The organism is Cytobacillus oceanisediminis 2691 (assembly GCF_000294775.2).
GTDB lineage: Bacteria > Bacillota > Bacilli > Bacillales > Cytobacillaceae > Cytobacillus > Cytobacillus pseudoceanisediminis.
In genome coordinates, this window is the sequence record NZ_CP015506.1 from 4,277,972 (window position 1) to 4,293,563 (window position 15,592).

Below are 15,592 nucleotides of genomic sequence, written 5' to 3' on the forward strand. Positions count from 1 at the left end.
ATATCAGCAGGGTCAGCTCAATTTTGCCTATCTTGAGCTGGCCTCGATTTATTTCCTTTCGTCAAGCAGATCTACATAAAATTGGCCATTTTCATAGCTGCAGAATGATATATTTGATATCTCTTTATACCCCTCTTTTCTAAGCTCCTGACGAAGCCAAAAGTCACTTTTGTTTATCGTTTCCAGATTAGTTTTCTGAATTGTCCCATCTATGATTAAAGGGATTGTAATTCCCCCCTCTTTGCTGTCCTTTTTTTCAAACACTGACAAAGTACCGGAAGATTCAAGGATGGCAAATTCCACATCTGAGATTTTGGAAATATCTTTTTCTCTTAACTGCAAAAGCAGGTCATCAAAGTTATACCTCTGTTTCCTCATGGCATTTTCATCAATTTTTCCTTTATTAATAATAATGGTCGGTTTGCCATCAACGACATCCCTGAACGTTTTGCTCTTCAGGGAAAGTATGGCCAGCACAATCTGCACAACCATCAAAAGGAGCATTGGCAGCACATTTTTCAGGATTTCTGAATCCGGAGTTTCAATCGCCACTACTGCAAGTTCAGCAATCATGATATAGACGACTAAATCCAGGATGCTTAGTTCACCAATTTCTCTTTTGCCCATTAGTCTAAAAATGAGAAGAATGACTGCATAGAGAAATAATGTTCTTCCTACAATTATTAGATATTCTTCCACTTCTACAGCACTCCTTTTGATGCAATCCTTTATATCCTTCCGCATATTAAAACTTTTATGATTTTATCTGGCTTTTTCTTTGAACATTTTAGATTCTATTTTTTCATTGTGTGAATATGCTTGTACTAAGGATTAAGCTGAATAGCCTCTGGGGTAAAAGCTGTTCCTATTTACTGATTCAGAAGGGAGAGGGTCAATATAGAAGAGTCAAAGAACTTCGGAAGCGCCGTACTTTATGGAATTATCGCCATTTTTGCCATTGCTGTAGCGAGCAGTCTCGTTTTTTCACTGCTTCTGCGGTTCACCTCGCTGCAGGAGTCTTCCCTGCAGTATATTATTTCTGCTGTTTCATTTGTTTCTCTTTTTGCGGGCGGGTTCATATCCGGAGGTAAAGGGAAGCAAAAAGGATGGCTGCTTGGAGGCTTGACAGGCCTTATTTACTCAATCGTTATTTTTCTATTTCAATATCTGGGACATGACAGTTTATTTGATATGGAGCAAATGATATACCACACCTGTTTTACGCTGACTGCAATGATGGGCGGTATATTGGGAGTTAATCTCAACACTAAAAGAACAGCTTAAAAAAGAAGGTCCTGAAATTCAGGACCTTCTTTTTTTGATATTAAGATTTTGCTAATGCATCGCCAGTTGCCTGCGTTACTTCGCGGATCGCTGCACGATCGTATGTAAGACGGCTTCCGTCACCACATTTAATAACCACTTTGTCTTCGTCGATGGCATCAACGAATCCATGAAGACCGCCGATTGTAACAACCTTATCTCCCTTTTTTAAATCACTTTGCATTTGCTGAACTGCCTTTTGGCGTTTCTGCTGCGGACGAATTAACAGGAAATAGAATAAAACAAACATCAGCAATAATGGTCCTAATGTTCCTAAAAGCTCCATAGTTTTCCCCCCTTTCAAAGATTGTCCCGATTTAAGGAAAAGCTGCTCCTTAAACGAACTCTCAATTTTTATTATTAAAAGTTCTTCGCGTTAGGCTTATTGAATCCATACCTTTCGAAAAACTCTTCTCTAAAATCACCCAAGCGATCATCTCTAATCGCCTGTCTTACCTGCTCCATTAATTTTAGCAGAAAATAGAGATTATGGTAAGTTGTAAGCCTGATTCCAAATGTTTCGTCACAGCGGATCAAATGCCTGATGTAAGCACGGCTGTAATTACGGCATGTGTAGCAATCGCAATTCTCGTCAATTGGGCCAAAATCTCTTGCAAATTTTGCATTCTTAACAACCAGTCTGCCATTACTTGTCATCAATGTTCCGTTTCTGGCAATCCTTGTAGGGAGAACACAGTCAAACATATCAATCCCTCTGATTGAACCATCAATCAGGGAATCAGGGGATCCTACTCCCATAAGGTATCTTGGCTTATCAGACGGCAAAAGCGGTGTTGTGAACTCAAGTACACGGTTCATTACATCTTTAGGCTCGCCTACAGATAAACCGCCAACAGCATACCCCGGGAAATCAAGAGATGTTAAGTCTTTCGCGCTTTGTTTACGCAGCTCCTCATATTCTCCACCCTGAATAATTCCGAAGAGTCCCTGATCATTCGGGCGTTTATGTGCTTGTAAGCATCGCTCAGCCCAGCGGGAAGTCCGCTCTACTGACTTCTTCATATATTCGAAGGATGCTGGGTAAGGCGGGCATTCATCAAACGCCATCATAATATCTGAACCAAGGGAATTTTGAATGTCCATTGCTTTTTCAGGTGATAAAAACAGCTTGTCTCCATTCAGGTGGTTCCTGAAATGAACGCCTTCTTCTTCAATCTTACGGAATTCACTAAGACTGAACACCTGAAACCCGCCGGAATCTGTCAGAATGGCCCGGTCCCAATTCATAAACTTATGCAGGCCGCCTGCTTCTTCCACAATTTCCTGACCGGGTCGAAGCCACAGGTGGTAAGTATTGCTCAGAATAATGCCCGCACCCATTTCCACTAATTCTTCAGGGGACATGGTTTTTACTGTAGCAAGTGTTCCCACAGGCATGAACACAGGAGTTTCAAAAGATCCATGCGGCGTATGGACCCGTCCCAGACGGGCACCGGTTTGCTTACATGTTTTAATTAATTCATAACGAATTGCAGTCAACTTACAGTTCTCCTTCCATTTAAAGCGCAGAGCGCCCCTTTATCGGCGCTAGGAGCTAGACAGTTATCGAAGTACAGAGATAACCTATTTATTAAATAATGAGCATAGCATCTCCAAAGCTGAAGAACCGATAATGCTCCTCCACGGCCTGATTATAGGCATTCAGAACGTTCTCACGGCCAGCCAGTGCACTTACAAGCATAATCAAGGTCGATTTAGGCAGATGAAAATTTGTAATCATGCCATCAATCGCTTTAAATTCATAGCCGGGATAAATGAAAATATCTGTCCACCCGCTTGCTTCTTCAAAACGGCCATTATGCATGGAAGCAATGGTTTCTAAAGTCCTTGTGGATGTAGTCCCCACACTGATAATTCTTCCTCCCTGCTCACGAACTTCATTCAACAGCCGTGCAGTCCCTTCTGTTACCTGGTAAAATTCAGCGTGCATTTCATGCTCATTCAAATCATCCACACTAACCGGCCTGAAAGTTCCCAGACCAACGTGCAGAGTAATAAAAGCAATATGCACACCCATTTCCTTAATCTCTTCAAGAAGCTGCTCAGTAAAATGAAGGCCTGCTGTAGGGGCTGCAGCAGAACCGCGTTCACGGGCAAATACAGTCTGATAACGGTCACGATCATCAAGCTGCTCCTTAATATAAGGCGGCAATGGCATTTCTCCCAATTCCTCCAGCACCTCATAGAATATCCCGTCATACTTAAACTCCAGTACCCTGCCGCCATGATCTGAAGTTCCAGTGCAAACAGCAGTCAAATTGCCGTTTCCAAACGTTATCTCAGTTCCTTCTTTCACTCTCTTGGCTGGCTTGACCAGCGTTTCCCAGGAATCCCCTTCAAGCTGTTTTAGAAGAAGCACCTCTATTTTCGCACCAGTGCCTGTTTTTTCTCCAAACAGCCTGGCAGGAAGGACCTTTGTGTCGTTCAGCACAAGACAATCTCCAGCTTTGAGATAATGTTTAATATTTTTAAATACACTATGCTGAAGATCTCCGGTTATTTTATCAAGGACCATTAGCCTGCTGCCAGTCCGATCAGCCAAAGGCGTTTGTGCAATTAATTCCTCAGGCAAATGAAAATCAAACCAATCTACTTTCATGATGTCACCCTCTGTTATTCATATAGACTACCGAAGCCTTCCTATAAAATAAAAGATGGCAGAAAGGATAACACTGATCAAAATCGATGTAACGACTGGAAAATAAAATGTCGTATTGCCTTTCTTGATCACTATATCCCCCGGCAGCTTGCCAATATTAATAAACTGGCTTATAAATCCGATAGCAAAAATGATGGCACCAATGACCATCAGCCACTTTGATATGCCGCTCAATCAGCAGGCACCTCCATCTGAAAATGGCGGTACACCAGGTCCGTTACAATTCTTCCTCTTGGCGTCCGCTGAAGAAACCCAATCTGCAATAAATATGGTTCATAAACATCTTCAATCGTGTGTGCTTCTTCCCCAATGGTCGCTGCAATTGTTTCAAGGCCAACAGGACCGCCGCGGAATTTCTCTATAATCCCTCTTAATAATTTATGGTCAATATGGTCAAGGCCTAAACGGTCAACCTGCAAAAGCTCCAAAGCTTCCTTTGCCAGTGTTTCATCAACCTGGCCATCTGATTTGACCTGGGCAAAATCCCGGACTCTCCGGAGGAGCCTGTTTGCAATTCTAGGCGTGCCTCTTGACCTTCTGGCAACCTCAATGGCGGCTTTTAGATCTATACCTGTATCAAGGACCTCAGCTGTACGGACAACAATATCAGTCAGCTGCTCTTCTGAATAGTATTCAAGCCTGCTAAGCACACCAAAACGGTCCCTTAACGGAGCCGATAACGACCCCGCCCTTGTAGTCGCGCCAACCAGTGTAAAAGGCGGTAAGTCCAATCTGACTGATCTGGCACTTGGCCCTTTTCCGATGACAATATCAAGACAAAAGTCCTCCATTGCCGGATATAGAACTTCTTCTATAGAACGCGGCAAGCGATGAATTTCATCAATAAACAGGACGTCACCAGGTTCCAATGCAGTCAGGATCGCAGCCAAATCACCAGGCCTTTCAATGGCGGGGCCTGCAGTGGTTCTGATATTTACTCCCATTTCATTGGCTATAATGGCAGCCAGTGTGGTTTTCCCCAATCCAGGCGGCCCATATAGAAGGACATGATCTAAGGTCTCCTCGCGTATTCTGGCAGCTTTGATAAAGATCTCGAGGTTCTGCTTTACTTTATCCTGTCCAATATACTGCTTTAGTGTCTGCGGTCGCAGACTCTGTTCGAATGAAAGATCCTGAAGATCAGCTTCACCGGATATTATCCGCTCTTCCATACATAATCACCTACTTAATATCAGCTTAAATGAATCGGACCCGTTCCAATACATTATAGTTTTAAAAGCTTTTGCAGAGCTTTCTTTATGTATTGGTCCGTTGTAAGCTTTTCCTTCTTCATTTCCGGTGTAATCTTTTTCAGTTCCTTATCTGAGTAGCCCAGCGCCTTTAATGCAAGCAATGCTTCCTCCAGGTCCCCTGAAGGTCCGCTTTCAGCCTGAAGTTTATCCGCAGAAAACAGATTAGGGAAAAAGTCAGGTACAATATCCGGCAGCTTCCCTTTCAGATCAAGAATCATCTGCCTCGCTGTTTTCTTTCCGACTCCAGGAAACTTAACGAGGAACGCTTCATCTTCATTTTCAATTGCCTGCACCACCTGTTCCGGTTCACCTGAAGCAAGAATTGCAAGAGCTCCCTTCGGCCCAATTCCGGTAACATTCAGCAGCTTGGTAAAAAGGGTCTTCTCCTCCCGAGTCTGAAAACCGTACAGTGCCATAATATCTTCCCGTACATAATGATACGTGTATATCCTTACTTCCTGCCCGAACTCCGGGGTATAGCTAAATGGATTTGGCGTTAAAATCTGATAGCCAATACCATTGTTTTCAATAACCACATATTCCGGCCCGATAAAATCCAGCTTGCCTCTTACGAATTCATACAATGCCTTTCTCTCCTCTAGTTTAACTGTACCTCATTGTACCATATTATATTTTAGGCACGAAGAATAAAATGCTGAACAGAATGGGGCCAGATACATTGCTTATGGAGGAAAATCCTTATGGTACACAAGACGCTTTATATCAGCCAATGCATTAAACTCATTTTATAGGTTAACGTCCACTTTTATTAATTGCTTCCCGCCTCTTTCAATACCGAGATAGCGCAAAGTTTCAGCGGAAGAATGGTGATTATAGATGGACATAATGATTGAAATGGCAATCCCTTTTCTATAGGCATGATAGCCAAATGTTTTTCGAAGTGTATGTGTTCCGATCTTCCCTGGAATTCCAGCTTCCTTTGCTGCATTATTTATGATCCGGTAGGCTTGCTGGCGGGTAATTGGCTGGTTATTCTTTTTGGATTTGAAGAGATAATCACATTCAGAGAAATCATGCTGAGTAAAATATTTTTTCAGTTCTTTTTTCACGCTGCTATTTAAGTAAAATGCTTTAATTTCATCACTATTGAGATCGTTTAAATAAATAAACTCTTTTATCTCCTTCCCATCCCAAACATCACTAATTTTCAGAGATAGCAAATCACTCACTCTTATGCCCGTATTTATACCTAATACAAAAAGCAAAAGATCCCGCTGTGACTGCTGTCTTAAAATCTCTTTAATTTTATTTATGCTTTTGATGTCCTTGATAGGATCAACATATTCCACAAGATTCCCTCCTGCAACTAATGTTACATAAGTATAAGCTATCAAAAAATAAGTAACATTACAAATGATTGAATGCAGTTCATAAGAAAAGCGGAAGCGCCTTGCTCTCCCCCGACATCTTGAGCAGGAAGACGCTGGACCTAGTCAGATTATCAACGTTCAAAATAATTATTTTCTTATTGTTTAAAAAAACAGAAACATGCAAGAGAATCCCATTCCCTTGCATGTTTTACTGCTTTTCAATTCGCTTGCTTTTCACCGGCAGTATAGCTTTTAAAGGTCTCCAGAACTTCCACATATCGATCTTTTGTTACAATGGGGATTCCTTTTTTTAATTCTTCACATTTCGTGCTTTCTAATTTCCCTAAATCGATTTGAAAGAAAGACTGAATAATATTTGTTTTTTTCGGCCTTCCATTGAAAATGGTTAATGTGCCGTCCTCGGTTACACCGAAGTACCCATTTGCTTTTAATAATGGCGATATATCATCCATTTTCCGGCGGAACACTATATAATCCATATCCATATCAACAAGCTGCCATTGATCATATTTAGCCCAGAAATCTTCAAGGGTCCATATGATTTCCTCTATGGTTTCCTGGCTTACTTCCCCATCCAGATATTCTCTCTCCAAAATGACATCCATCTTAAGCGGCCCTTCAATGTGTTTTCCTGCTGCCTCAGCATATACAGAAGTACCCTCAGATAAAAAGTTGAATGCATCCGTCTGGAAGAAGGGATAAAAGGAAGCAGCTCCTATTATTAGCAAGCCCCATATGGTTCTCATGATCGATCACCTCGATTAAATAGTAACTTCTGCAGCATCCGCCTGAGCCTGTTTTCCCAGATCTTTATGATTAGTGTGACCAACATTTTCATGTTTATCCTGAAAAAAATTAATTATGTAAAAAGGGGCAAAGCCCAGCAGCTTTGCCCTCTTTGCTGAATCATTATTTTTCCCTGCGGAATAAACTTTTTAAATCCCAATCAATTTGCTCTCGCGGGCCGCCATCACGAAGATTGTTATCAATATTTCTTAAACGGCTAAACGTTCCTTCGTCCGTTACCACCGTAGCAGATCTTCCGCGTAAATATGGCTGAACAGCTTCATGAATCGCTTCTTTCGTCTGTTCTTCCTTATCATAATCATTCAAATCCACAGCAATCAAAACATCGCTTCCATAGGTCACGGAACGGACATCCTCAACGTTAGGAACAGAAGCTGCAACGTTGCCAATTTTTTCAGCAAGCTCACCTTCATAAGCCTGATAATAAGAATTTTTGGCTTGTCGTGTATTGTCATCGAGATGGCCATGATAATTTGCATCGCTATGGCTAAAACGATTATCTCTCTGCAAAAAGCTGCGGTCCCTGTCAGCAAGAGGAACAGTTGGGTTTCCGGTATTTTCATTCCTGACTCTTCTTGCATTATTTTCCACTCTGTTGGAGCCATTATTTTTTCCCTCTGCACCCAGAGTATGATCCATCATTTCTGTCAGAGGCCCATCATTATCTGTACCATCTTCAACCCGGACATTTCCACCGCGGTTTCCGTGATTTTCATTTGAATAATATCCCATGGGCTGACCAATTTCATTCTTTCGATCAACAGATGCATCTTCGTTCGTTCCGCATCCTGCCAATCCCATTGTCATGATGGCAGCCATCGGTACTGCAATTAATTTCTTGTGCAAGCGAAAAACCCCCTCGCTAATATTACAAGCCCTGAGCATTGCTGCTCTTTCTTAGCTTGTGAGCGAAAGGAGGCTTTCATTCTGTCCATTTACGTCCATTTTTTTGTACATTATTTGTTTATCTCATTAACGGCATATTTAAGAGCTTTAATAAAACGCTGTCTCTCAGCAAACTGACCAACAGTTAAATCCAAAACAGGACGAATCTTTACAGAATCAAGATATGTTCTATCCCTTATTACACGATTCCATTCCCTAAATATATCAGTTGGAAATGCCAATGCATGAAGAAAGCCCTTTTCTTCAAGATTGGATTTAAATATTGAATATTTTCCCAAATCGTCAAATGACCATTTCATAAAGGGGAGGATGCGGTTCGCATACTGCAGGTAATCGGAATGTGGAGTACCTATTGCTATCAGGTCAAAATCAAGCAAATATAAAGATTGATCTTTAGCTCTGAGAAAATTATGATGTGCTACATCACCATGCAGAATAACCTTCCTCCCGGATTGAAAAAGCCAGGCGTCCTCTTCAATGCCTTTCAAGGCCCAATCTGCCCAGGCTAATAATTCATTAATAATTTCTTTTTGGACAAAATATCTTATTACTGGGAGATTATTAAGGAAAAGGGTCGCTCTCTCTCTCCACTTGTCTGCCTGCCGATATGCCGGCACAACCGTTTGGTAACGGCTTACAAGCTTCTCTGTAGTATCGTGGAAATTCTTCAGCAAATTTAGCCCTTCCAAACGATCGCTCTTCAAAAAATAGGTGAACACTTCTTCAGAAGGCGGGATGTATTCCAGACACCCAAAATATGTCCGGTCAAAAAACAATGGCGGTTCTTTGGCAACCTCATAAAAAATATATGTTTTTGCAAATCCTTCATTCATTAATGATGAAGTAAATGCCTCCTGAAGCTTTAGCCGGTGATAGGATGAAAATCCTTTCAATACAAAGGCCCGTTCCTGTGTCCTCAGTAAATAAACCTTCTTTCTAATCGGCTTTAACTCTTCAATTTTAAAGGGCAGCTGATCTTGCAAATAGGAGAGGAGACGATTTTGAACTAAATCGTCTCCTCCATTATTAACCGTCGTATTCACTGCTTTCGTCAAAGCTTCTTGGCATTCCAAATGCCTCTCCGCCCATTTGGCCAAAACCTTGACCGAATGCTGGTCCTGGGCCATAGGCAAATCCCGGACCATATGCCGGCCCTGGACCGAATCCTGGTCCCGGACCGTATCCTCCCGGAGCAAATTTCGGTCCTCCGCATCCGCAATCATTAGAAGCACCCATCACTGAACCAGGCATTAATGGCTTTTGAGACATACCCGGAGATTCTTCCATTCCCTGCACCTGCGGCATGTGTGGCATTTGCATTCCCATGTCTTCTGCACCCATTACACTTGATGGCATTTGATGCGGCATCTGTGGCATCATTGCTCCTTGCACTTGATGCGGCATCTGATGCGGCATTTGCATTCCCACGTCTTCTGCACCCATTACACCCGATGGCATTTGGTGCGGCATCTGTGGCATCATTGCTCCTTGTACTTGATGCGGCATCTGATGCGGCATTTGCATTCCCATATCTTCTGCACCCATCACTCCCGATGGCATTTGATGCGGCATCTGCGGCATCATTGCTCCCTGCACCTGTGGCATCTGATGCGGCATCTGCGGCATCATCGCTCCCTGCACCTGATGTGGCATCTGATGCGGCATCTGCGGCATCATCGCTCCCTGCACCTGATGTGGCATCTGATGCGGCATCTGCGGCATCATCGCCCCTTGCACTTGATGTGGCATCTGTTGTCCCATATCTTCTGCACCCATCACACCTGATGGCATTTGAGCCATTGGCATGAACGGCGAAGATTCATCATAATCCGGACTTTCAACTCCAGCCATCATACCCATATGCGGCATTTGATGATCAGGCATCATCGCTCCCTGTACCTGCGGCATCTGGTGTGGCATCTGCGGCATCATCGCTCCCTGCACCTGGTGTGGCATCTGATGCGGCATCTGCGGCATCATCGCTCCCTGCACCTGGTGTGGCATCTGATGCGGCATCTGCGGCATCATCGCTCCCTGCACCTGATGTGGCATCTGATGCGGCATCTGCGGCATCATCGCTCCCTGCACCTGGTGTGGCATCTGATGCGGCATCTGCGGCATCATTGCTCCCTGCACCTGATGCGGCATCTGATGCGGCATCTGCGGCATCATTGCTCCCTGTACTTGAGGATAAGGCATTTGCGGGTAACATGGGTTAAAAGGAAACATTGGCTGATATTGACCTCCTTGATGTGTATATAAAGAAGATTCGCTTTCCGGCGATTCAGGACTTTCTTGATTTGGAGCCGGCTTTGCCTGCGGAAGGATATTGACTGGTTTAGGCGGGAGCTGGGGCTGTGGCTTGGATTCTGATATAGGCAGTGGTTTTTGCTGTGGTTTTGTTTCTGCAGGCTTCACTGGTTTTTCCTTCACTTTAACCTCTTTAGCCGGAAGCGGTTTCTGCTGCTGCGGTTTAACCTCTTTTGCTGGAAGCGGCTTTTGCTGCTGCGGTTTAATCTCTTTTGCTGGAAGCGGCTTTTGCTGCGGAGCCGGCTGCTGAATATTCATCATATAATAATTATTTATATCAATTTCAGGCATAATAGGCTTTGGCATTTTTGGCGTATAAGGTTTTTTGGGAACTTCTTTTGGTGCAGGTTTTGGCACTTCTTTCGGAATTTCAACCTTTGGCGCCGTTACTTTTGGCATTTCCTTTTTCGGTGCTTCTTTTACCGGCTTCTCCTTAGGTGCTTCAGCTGATGGCATGGTAATAGGTTTCTCTTTGGCAAAAGGTTGTTCTGCTTTTGGCATTTCCTTTTTGGCACCCATATTTATTTTTGCTTCCGGTTTTCCTCCAATAGGAGCCTCTTTTTTTATTGAGCCCCCGCTTGCAGGAACTTTTATTTTCATACCGGGCATAATCATATCAGGGTTGCTGAGCTGTGTATTCATCTTTTTCAGCTCTTCAAAATTCACGCCGTACTTTTTTGCAATCTTCCAAAGAGTATCCCCTTTCTGTACGATATGGATTTTCACTCTGAATTCCCTCCTATGCGTAAGGTGATACTTCCATCAATGATGGTTAGTATAGGCCCACACGATGTGGGTCACACAGACGTTGCCACAGGACGTGGCGTTCCTAGTCTGTGTTCCTAATCAGCATTTACGGGCATTTCATCCATTTATTTGAAAATTGCAGATTAGTGCCCGTTAATCGCGATGAGTCCATATAGTGTATGAAGAAATGGGCAAATTGCTAACAATCTACACAAAAAGATATGCATTTTTCTCAGGATTTATGCTTCATCGTTTCTTCTAATCCTATTAACAGCAAAGGGCAGCAAGGCAATAAAAAAATCCTCCCGGGCGGGGAGAATTTTTTTATTGCCTAAATTTACGCAGAGTATTTCTGTGTAATTTCCGCTGATTTAATGACCGGCTAACCTTTTGCAAACGCTTATGGACGTTCGAGCATCCTATCTAATGCCAATTTAGCAAATGCTGCTGTTTGTTCTTCAACCTGAATTAGATTTTGGCTTTCCCCCTGCTCAATTGCTTCAAGGCACCAAACAAGGTGCGGTAAATCGATTCGGTTCATGGTCAGGCAAGGACACATATGAGGGTTAAGTGAGATGATTTTTTTATCTGAATGCTGGGTGATAATCCTTTTAACCAAATTCATCTCTGTACCGATCGCCCATGAAGACCCAGGTTCTGAATGTTCTATTGCATCTATTATATAATTGGTCGACCCGGCCATGTCGGAAAGTTCCACAACTTCCCTTCTGCATTCCGGATGGACAATGATCTTCATTGCCGGATATTGTTCCCGAACTTTTTTGACATTTTCAACAGTAAAGTTTTCATGAACTGAACAATGGCCTTTCCAAAGAATTACTTTAATGTCCTCAAGCGGCCCTTCATATTCCAGCTGATCCGTAATGGGGTTCCATACAGCCATTTCCTCAAGCCCAATTCCGAGGTTATAAGCCGTATTTCTTCCAAGATGCTGGTCAGGCAGAAATACAATTCTCGGCTTCTGCTCAAACGCCCAGCTCACCATTTTTTCAGCATTCGAAGAAGTAACTGTTGCTCCTCCATGGCGGCCTACAAAAGCCTTGATGCCCGCAGTAGAGTTTACGTATGTTAAAGGAAGCATTGTATCGCCAAACATATTCTGCAGCTTCGTCCAGGCTCTTTCTGTTTGGCTGATATCAGCCATATCGGCCATAGAGCAGCCTGCGCGCATATCAGGCAATAGCACCTTTTGACTAGAATCTGTTAATATATCTGCCGTTTCAGCCATAAAGTGAACTCCGCAAAACACAATATATTCTGCCTCTGCATTTTCCTGTGAAAGCTGGGCAAGCTTTAGTGAATCACCGGTAGCGTCCGCAAACTGGATGACCTCATCCTTCTGATAATGATGACCCGGAATAAACAGCTTATTCCCAAGCTTATCTTTTATTTCTCTTGCTCGATCCTCCAGTTCCTTTATAGTCATCATTCGATATTTTTCCGGAAGAATAGTTGTTTGTTTTTCTGCTGTCTGAAAAATATTCATTTCCTCCATACCCCTTTGCCAATTATGCATTTATTTTTTTAGGAATTTATATCCTTTGAACGTCGGTAACAGTCCAGCTCCACATGGAACGCTTCGACAGCGTATTCATCGCACGACTAAAAGCGTTAGCTCTTTAGAGGAGGTCTCCCCCTTCGAGGTAACAAGCCAATCCTCCAAAAGGGCAAGAACACCTTCCTGGGAGGCTCGTCTTGTGGGTTGAGGCCCCCAGGATGGGGGTCATGCAGACGTTGCCACAGGACGTGGCGTTCCTAGTCTGCGTACCTTTGTGGGCAAGGCGCTTCCGCTTTTATTCCACAGTAACCTTCACACTTATATCAAGCGATTTCACGGAATGAGTAAGAAAACCCAATGAAATAAAATCAACCCCTGTATCGCTGTAAGCTGACAGGTTATCCAACGTGATTCCGCCGGATGCTTCTGTCAGGATCCCCTTCGGCACGCTGCTGATCCACTCTTTAATCTCTTCAGGGCTCCTGTTGTCAAACATGATAACATCTGCCCCTGACTCAACTGCTTCAAGAACCTGTTCTTTTGTTTCCGTTTCGACTTCAACTTTTACCATATGCCCAACTTTTGACCGTACTTCTTCCACAGCTTTCGAAATTGATCCTGCAAAAGAAATATGGTTGTCTTTAATCATGACTGCATCATAGAGGCCATATCGATGGTTAAATCCCCCTCCGCATCTGACTGCATATTTTTCAAGCATTCTAAGGCCAGGTGTAGTTTTTCTTGTATCGCAGATTTTCGTATGTGAACTATTTAATACCCGGACAGCCTCACTTGTTTTTGTTGCAATTCCGCTCATTCTTTGGAGCAGATTTAAGACCACTCTTTCTCCTTTTAATAAATCGGATACAGGCCCTGCAGCTTCAGCAAGGACTTGACCTTTCTCAATCCATTCTCCATCCTTTACTTTTATATTGACTTCAGCGGCTGGATTTAGCATCTTATATCCTGACCTGATTATTTCTTCTCCGCAAAAAATGCCATTGTCCTTTGCAAGGAAAACGACCATTCCAGTCTGATCTTCTCCAAAAATAAGTCCGCTTGTCAGGTCGCGGTCACCGATATCCTCGAGAAAAAACTGTTCAATTTGCAATCGCAGCTTTAATTTGTTCATATTTACCACCCTTTTCAGATTTTCGGGATTGAATGATTCTTTTTCCAAGCCATTCATGACTTTCGAAGGGATAATCCTGCCGGAAATGGCCTCCCCGGCTCTCTGTCCTCCTTACTGCAGCGTCTGTTATCAGATAAGCTGCGATAAGCATGAAAGCCCGTGTTGCTTCCTCTATTGAAAGATCATCAAGTTCTGCTTTAATCCATTCTTCAATTTTGCAGCCTTTAAGCCAGGCAAGCTGATCTAAAAGCCCTTCTTTTGTTTTGATAATCCCTGCATTCTTCATCATTCTCAATTTAATTTCTTCAATTGAAGGTAAACTTTCTTTGATTTGACATCTGAATGCTGTCTCGGGAAATGTCAGTCCTTTAGCAGGATCACTTGACGGCTGTTCATTAATCCACTCCGCAAGCCTTTTGCCTAAATATAAACCTTCCAGAAGGGAGTTACTTGCAAGCCGGTTAGCGCCATGTACGCCTGTGCATGCAGCTTCACCAATCGCATACAGGCCAGGAATGCTGGTGCGGCCCAATAAATCTGTTTTAATTCCTCCCATTAAAAAGTGGCTTCCGGGTGAAACTGGAATTTTCCCAATTCTTAAATCTACTCCGTTTTGTTCACAGATTTTTGTTATTGTCGGAAACCTGGATTTAAAGTTTTCAATTGAGGAGATATCCAGAAACACGGATTTCCCTTCCTCTAAAGAATGAAAAATTGCTTGTGACACAACATGTCTTGGCGCTAAATCTCCCAGTGGATGAAGTCCTGTCATTACTGGTCTTCCGTCTTCTGTAACGAGCCTGCCGCCCTCTCCCCTGACAGCTTCCGAGATTAGCCCTAATGCTTTACCGTCTTTATATAGAAGTGTGGGATGAAATTGGATGAACTCCATATCCGCTATCTCCGCACCTGCTCTGTACGCTAAGGCAATACCATCTCCGGTTACGGAATCGGCATTGGATGTATATTCATATAGCTGGCCGCAGCCCCCTGTTGCAAGCACAACATGAGATGAAATGAATCGATGAATTACACCATTTGAATCTTTTCCTTTTACCCCTATACAACTGCCTTCCGTTTCATTTATCAGCAATTGAAACACAAGAACATTTTCCATGATTCGAACGTTTTGATTTTTATTTGACAGCATAAAATCAATGACTGTTTTTCCAGTGCTGTCCCCGCCTCCATGAACAATTCTGCTTTCTGAATGAGCCCCTTCCATGCCTAACGCAAATGCTCCTTCAGAATCCATATCAAACAGGCATCCCTCTTGATTAAGCTCTTTTATCAGGGAGGGTGCCTCACTGGTCAGGGACAGCACTGCATCAGAATCATTATGAAACCTTCCTGCTTCGAGTGTATCCATGTAGTGCTTGGATGGGTGATCATTTACTCCCAGGGCAGCCGCAATGCCGCCCTGCGCCATATATGAGTTTCCATTTTTTATAGTTGACTTTGTGAGAATAATCACATTTAAGTCCTGTCGCATCTTCTTTGCCAACTGCAAAGCGGCTACCCCGCTTCCAATAATCAAAACGTCGGCATTCATTATTTTATACC

The 15,592-nt window shown here is 43.1% G+C and carries 16 protein-coding genes; 1 reads left to right on the forward strand and 15 read right to left on the reverse strand.

The features are described from left to right. Nucleotides 1–48 precede the first annotated feature (48 nt). Nucleotides 49–699, reverse strand: coding sequence for a DUF421 domain-containing protein (locus A361_RS21545; protein ID WP_019382916.1), 651 nt, complete (start codon nt 697–699; stop codon nt 49–51). Nucleotides 700–957: 258 nt separating this feature from the next. On the opposite strand from A361_RS21545, the gene A361_RS29545 reads away from it, so the two are divergent. Beyond that, nucleotides 958–1,284, forward strand: a complete 327-nt coding sequence (locus A361_RS29545) for a TIGR04086 family membrane protein (protein ID WP_311316025.1) — start codon at nt 958–960, stop codon at nt 1,282–1,284. 40 nt (nt 1,285–1,324) lie between these two features. Here the strand turns inward: A361_RS29545 and yajC are convergent, their stop codons facing one another. The 14 genes from yajC to nadB all read right to left on the reverse strand — a co-directional run bounded on the left by yajC (nt 1,325) and on the right by nadB (nt 15,581). Then, on the reverse strand, nt 1,325–1,609 hold the full coding sequence (gene yajC, locus A361_RS21550) for a preprotein translocase subunit YajC (RefSeq protein WP_009333093.1): 285 nt from the start codon (nt 1,607–1,609) through the stop codon (nt 1,325–1,327). A 74-nt stretch (nt 1,610–1,683) separates the two neighbouring features. After that, the gene (tgt, locus tag A361_RS21555; protein ID WP_009333094.1) at nt 1,684–2,823 is read right to left on the reverse strand and encodes a tRNA guanosine(34) transglycosylase Tgt; all 1,140 of its coding nucleotides are present in this window, start codon (nt 2,821–2,823) and stop codon (nt 1,684–1,686) included. A gap of 91 nt (nt 2,824–2,914) precedes the next feature. Next, entirely contained in the window at nt 2,915–3,943 is a 1,029-nt protein-coding gene (gene queA, locus A361_RS21560; protein ID WP_019382917.1) for a tRNA preQ1(34) S-adenosylmethionine ribosyltransferase-isomerase QueA, read from the reverse strand. Between the two features lie 27 nt (nt 3,944–3,970). Continuing rightward, nucleotides 3,971–4,177 carry a DUF2905 domain-containing protein gene (locus A361_RS21565; protein ID WP_009333097.1) on the reverse strand — a complete coding sequence of 69 codons (207 nt, stop codon included), beginning with the start codon at nt 4,175–4,177 and terminating at the stop codon, nt 3,971–3,973. Continuing rightward, a complete protein-coding gene (gene ruvB, locus A361_RS21570; RefSeq protein ID WP_019382918.1) occupies nt 4,174–5,175 on the reverse strand; it encodes a Holliday junction branch migration DNA helicase RuvB in 1,002 nt (333 codons plus the stop codon). The genes A361_RS21565 and ruvB overlap by 4 nt, the downstream gene beginning before the upstream one ends. Before the next feature lie 53 nt (nt 5,176–5,228). Beyond that, the gene (ruvA, locus tag A361_RS21575; protein ID WP_019382919.1) at nt 5,229–5,840 is read right to left on the reverse strand and encodes a Holliday junction branch migration protein RuvA; all 612 of its coding nucleotides are present in this window, start codon (nt 5,838–5,840) and stop codon (nt 5,229–5,231) included. 162 nt (nt 5,841–6,002) lie between these two features. Next, the gene (locus A361_RS21580; protein WP_019382920.1) at nt 6,003–6,566 is read right to left on the reverse strand and encodes a tyrosine-type recombinase/integrase; all 564 of its coding nucleotides are present in this window, start codon (nt 6,564–6,566) and stop codon (nt 6,003–6,005) included. Between the two features lie 239 nt (nt 6,567–6,805). Continuing rightward, nucleotides 6,806–7,354 carry an intercompartmental signaling factor BofC gene (locus tag A361_RS21585; RefSeq protein WP_019382921.1) on the reverse strand — a complete coding sequence of 183 codons (549 nt, stop codon included), beginning with the start codon at nt 7,352–7,354 and terminating at the stop codon, nt 6,806–6,808. A 163-nt stretch (nt 7,355–7,517) separates the two neighbouring features. Next, nucleotides 7,518–8,261 carry a YhcN/YlaJ family sporulation lipoprotein gene (locus A361_RS21590; RefSeq protein WP_009333102.1) on the reverse strand — a complete coding sequence of 248 codons (744 nt, stop codon included), beginning with the start codon at nt 8,259–8,261 and terminating at the stop codon, nt 7,518–7,520. 110 nt (nt 8,262–8,371) lie between these two features. Further along, a complete protein-coding gene (locus tag A361_RS21595) occupies nt 8,372–9,364 on the reverse strand; it encodes a phosphotransferase (RefSeq protein WP_033196616.1) in 993 nt (330 codons plus the stop codon). Continuing rightward, nucleotides 9,348–11,357: a SafA/ExsA family spore coat assembly protein gene (safA, locus tag A361_RS21600; protein WP_064328224.1), complete on the reverse strand. Its 2,010-nt coding sequence runs from the start codon at nt 11,355–11,357 to the stop codon at nt 9,348–9,350. Before safA ends, A361_RS21595 begins: the two co-directional genes overlap by 17 nt. A gap of 421 nt (nt 11,358–11,778) precedes the next feature. Beyond that, a complete protein-coding gene (gene nadA / locus A361_RS21605; protein ID WP_019380311.1) occupies nt 11,779–12,885 on the reverse strand; it encodes a quinolinate synthase NadA in 1,107 nt (368 codons plus the stop codon). 307 nt (nt 12,886–13,192) lie between these two features. Beyond that, nucleotides 13,193–14,029, reverse strand: coding sequence for a carboxylating nicotinate-nucleotide diphosphorylase (gene nadC / locus A361_RS21610; protein ID WP_019380310.1), 837 nt, complete (start codon nt 14,027–14,029; stop codon nt 13,193–13,195). Continuing rightward, nucleotides 13,998–15,581, reverse strand: coding sequence for an L-aspartate oxidase (nadB, locus tag A361_RS21615; protein WP_019380309.1), 1,584 nt, complete (start codon nt 15,579–15,581; stop codon nt 13,998–14,000). Before nadB ends, nadC begins: the two co-directional genes overlap by 32 nt. Between the last annotated feature and the right edge of the window lie 11 nt (nt 15,582–15,592).